At 76.5% G+C, this 3,891-nt stretch carries 4 protein-coding genes; 3 read left to right on the top strand and 1 reads right to left on the bottom strand.

Annotation, left to right across the window (positions count from 1 at the left end; all coding sequences use genetic code 11):
* A partial coding sequence (locus G6556_RS17620) for an anaerobic C4-dicarboxylate transporter family protein (protein ID WP_277344799.1) occupies window positions 1-648 on the bottom strand: 648 nt, incomplete at its 3' end.
* A 166-nt stretch (window positions 649-814) separates the two neighbouring features.
* Here G6556_RS17620 and rph point away from each other — a divergent pair.
* The 3 genes from rph to G6556_RS17635 are packed head-to-tail and all read left to right on the top strand — an operon-like array spanning window position 815 to window position 3,880.
* Window positions 815-1,642: a ribonuclease PH gene (gene rph / locus G6556_RS17625; protein ID WP_166944282.1), complete on the top strand. Its 828-nt coding sequence runs from the start codon at window positions 815-817 to the stop codon at window positions 1,640-1,642.
* Window positions 1,639-2,271 carry an RdgB/HAM1 family non-canonical purine NTP pyrophosphatase gene (gene rdgB, locus G6556_RS17630; protein WP_166944284.1) on the top strand — a complete coding sequence of 211 codons (633 nt, stop codon included), beginning with the start codon at window positions 1,639-1,641 and terminating at the stop codon, window positions 2,269-2,271. Before rph ends, rdgB begins: the two co-directional genes overlap by 4 nt.
* Window positions 2,264-3,880 (top strand): ATP-binding cassette domain-containing protein, encoded by a 1,617-nt coding sequence (locus tag G6556_RS17635; protein ID WP_166944287.1) that lies wholly within the window; start codon window positions 2,264-2,266, stop codon window positions 3,878-3,880. Before rdgB ends, G6556_RS17635 begins: the two co-directional genes overlap by 8 nt.
* Window positions 3,881-3,891 lie beyond the last annotated feature (11 nt).

A 3,891-nucleotide genomic window follows, 5' to 3' on the forward strand; every position in this document is an offset into this window, starting at 1 on the left:
CGCCGCCCCGCTCGCCGCGAGCCGGCGCCGGTACTCCGGGTCGTCGGCGAGCCGGCCCCGGCCGCGCACCCGGTCGAGGACGGACATGATCGCGGCGGTCGCCAGCACGGCGAGGAACGTCGACGGCACGGCCACGGCGAGCAGCTGCACGTAGTCCACGCCGGTGCCGCCCTCCTCCAGCAGCGCGGCGAAGAACACCACCGCGGCGGAGATCGGCGACGCCGTGATGGCGACCTGCGACGCGACGACCGCGATCGACAGGGGCCGGGCGGGCCGGATGTCGTTCTCCTTGGCGACCTCGGTGATGACCGGCAGCGTCGAGAACGCGGTGTGCCCGGTGCCGGCCATGATCGTCATGAGGTAGGTGACGGTCGGCGCCAGGAAGGTCAGGTGCCGCGGGTTGCGGCGCAGCAGCCGGGCCGCGAGGTCGACCAGCCAGGTCATGCCGCCGGCCACCTGCAGGGCGGCGATCGCGGTGATGACCGCCATGATGATCGACACGACGTCGAGCGGCATGCTGCCCGGCGTGACCCCGAGCGCGGCGAGGGCGAGGACGCCGAGGCCGCCGGCGCAGCCGATGGCGATGCCGCCGAGGCGCGCGCCGAGGACGATCGCCGCCAGGACGACCGCGAGGTGCAGGACGATCATCCGGCGACCCCCGGGGCGGCGGCGGTGTCGGGCGGGGCCGGCTCGGTCGGGGTCGCAGGCATGGTCCTCCTCGGTCGCGCCCCCGCTCGGGACGACGCTAGGGACACCGCGCGGCTGTAGGTGGCACGGTTCCGCCGTGCGTGGGTGCTGTCGTTACGCTCGGGGGATGACCTCCGACCCCACCGTCACCACCTCCGCCGCGCCCGCGACCGGCCGCCCGAGCGCCCCCCGCGCCGACGGCCGCGCCGCCGACGAGCTCCGCCCGATCTCGATCACCCGCCGCTACCTGGACGCGGGCGAGGGCAGCGTGCTCGTCGAGTTCGGCGGCACGAAGGTGCTGTGCGTGGCGTCGTTCACCGCGGGCGTGCCGCGCTGGCGCAAGGGCTCGGGCGAGGGCTGGGTCACCGCCGAGTACGCGATGCTGCCCCGCGCGACCTCCTCCCGCTCCGACCGCGAGTCGGTGCGCGGCAAGGTCGGCGGCCGCACGCACGAGATCTCCCGACTGATCGGCCGGTCGCTGCGCGCGATCATCGACGTCGCGGCGCTGGGCGAGAACACGATCGTGCTCGACTGCGACGTGCTGCAGGCCGACGGCGGCACCCGCACCGCGTCCGTGACCGGCGCGTACGTGGCGCTCGCGGACGCCGTCGCCTGGGGCATCGCGCAGGGCTCCGTGGACGCCCGCAAGGTGGTGCTCCGCGACTCGGTGGCGGCGGTCAGCGTCGGCGTCGTCGGCGGCCGCCCGGTGCTCGACCTCCCGTACGAGGAGGACGTGCGCGCGGACACCGACATGAACGTCGTCGTCACCGGCTCGGGCAGCTTCGTCGAGGTGCAGGGCACCGCCGAGCACGCGCCGTTCGACCGCGCCGAGCTCGACGCGCTGCTCGACCTGGCGCTGGTCGGCACCGCCGAGCTCACCCGGGTGCAGCGCGAGGTGCTGGCGCTGCCCGCCGGCGAGACCGTGACGGTGCGCGGCGGGTCGGTGCCCGCGTGACCGGCCCCGCGCGCCTGGTCCTCGCCACGCACAACGCGCACAAGCTCGGGGAGCTCCGCGCGATCCTCGTCCCGGCCCTGCCCGGTCTGGAGCCCGCCTCGGTCGTGAGCGCGCGCGAGGTCGGCGCGCCCGAGCCGGTCGAGGACGGCGTGACGTTCGCGGAGAACGCGCTGATCAAGGCCCGTGCGCTGGCGGCGCACACGGGTCTGCCCGCGGTCGCGGACGACTCCGGCCTGTCGGTGGACGTGCTCGGCGGCGCCCCCGGGATCTTCTCGGCCCGCTGGTCCGGCCGGCACGGCGACGACCGCGCGAACCTGGACCTGCTGCTCGCGCAGCTGTTCGACATCGCGCCCGAGCACCGGGCGGCCCGGTTCACCTGCGCCGCCGCGCTGGTCACGCCGGACGGCGAGGAGCACGTCGAGCTCGGCCACCTGGTCGGCACGTTGGCGACCGCGCCGCGGGGCGAGCACGGGTTCGGGTACGACCCGATCCTGGTCCCCGCGGGCCGCGACGTGACCTGCGCGGAGCTCGCGCCGGAGGAGAAGAACCGCATCTCGCACCGCGGGCAGGCGTTCCGCGCGCTCGTGCCGGCCGTCGTCGCCGTGCTGGGCCGGGAGCCGCGTGGCTGACGTCCACCTGGTCGCGGACGGCCTGACGTTCGGGTACCCCGGGCGTCCGGTCCTCGACGGCGTCGGCCTGTCCGCCTCGGCGGGCGACCGGGTCGGCGTCGTCGGCGAGAACGGCGCGGGCAAGACCACGCTGCTCCGGCTGCTCGCGGGCGACCTCGAGCCGACGGCCGGCGAGGTCCGGCGCTCCGGCTCGGTGTCGGTCGTGCAGCAGGAGCTCGACGTGCCCGCGGGCTCCACGATCGGCGACCTGGTGCGCCGGACCGCCACGCACGTGCGCGCGGCGGCCGCGCGGCTGGACGAGGTGGTCGCCGGCTTCGACCACGAGGGCGGCGACCTCGCCGCGCTGGCCGACGCGATCGCCGCGGTCGACCGGCTCGCGGCCTGGGACGTCGACCGCCGGGTGGACGAGGCGCTGACCCGGTTCGGCGCGCCGCGCGACCCGGACCGCCGGCTGGACACGCTGAGCGTGGGGGAGGCGTACCGCGCGCGGCTGGCCTGCCACGTCGCCGAGCGGGCCGACGTGCTGCTGCTGGACGAGCCGACGAACCACCTCGACGTCGGCGGGATCGACTACCTGACCGCCCAGCTGCAGCAGTGGCCGGGCGTCGTCGTCATCGTCACGCACGACCGGCGGCTGCTGGACGACGTGATGACCGCGATCCTCGACCTCGACCCGTCGATGGACGGCCGCCCGGTCCTCTACGGCGCGACCCGGTACGCGACGTACCGGTTCGCCAAGGACCAGGCCCTGCGCCGGTGGCGCGCGCGGTACGCGCAGGAGCGCAAGCGGGCGGCGAGGCTGGCGCAGCGGCTCGACGAGTCCTACGAGGGGCTGTCCGACGAGTGGCGCCCGCCCAAGGGCTCGCAGAAGCACCGCCGCGGCACCCGGGCACGCATCCACGTCAAGGCCGCCGACCGCCTGGTGCAGAAGCTCGAGGCCGAGGCGGTCGAGGTGCCCGCGCCGCCCCCCGCCCTCGCGTTCCCGGACCTGCCGAGCATCCCGGCCGACTACGCGGGCGGTCCGCTGCTGGAGCTGCGCGCGCCGCGGGTCGAGGGCCGGCTGGACCTGCCGGGCGTGCGCGTGGACCTGCCGCCCGCCGGGCGGCTGCTGGTCACGGGGGCGAACGGCGCGGGCAAGTCGACGCTGCTCGGCGCCCTCGCGGGGCGGACGCCGCTGGACCGGGGCCACCGGGCGGTCGCGCCCGGCGTGCGGCTCGGCGTGCTCGTGCAGGACGACGACAGCCCGGCGCGCCTGGCGACCACGGGGTTCGAGGCGGCCGCGCGGCGGGCGCTGGACCTGCTGTCCTCCGGGGCCCTCGACCCGGCGCACGTGCTGCCGGTGGCGGCCCTGGGCCTGCTGGAGGAGGAGGACCTGGACCGCCCGCTCGGCGAGCTGTCGGTGGGGCAGCGGCGGCGGTTCGAGCTCGCGGCCGCGCTGGTGGCCGCCCCGCACGTGCTGCTCCTCGACGAGCCCACGAACCACCTGTCGATCGCCCTCGTCGACGAGCTGACGGAGGCCCTGCGCCTGACCTCGGCGGCGGTGGTGGTGGCGACCCACGACCGCGCGATGCGCGCCGACCTCGCGGACTGGCCGGCGATCGAGCTCTGACCCGTCCCACC

This window comes from Cellulomonas sp. IC4_254, from assembly GCF_011603975.1.
Taxonomy (GTDB): Bacteria; Actinomycetota; Actinomycetes; order Actinomycetales; family Cellulomonadaceae; genus Cellulomonas.

What these genes read in the sequence shown, in the direction of transcription:
- rph (WP_166944282.1), top strand. Translation starts at nt 815, where the DNA reads ATGACCTCCGACCCCACCGTCACCACCTCCGCCGCGCCCGCGACCGGC.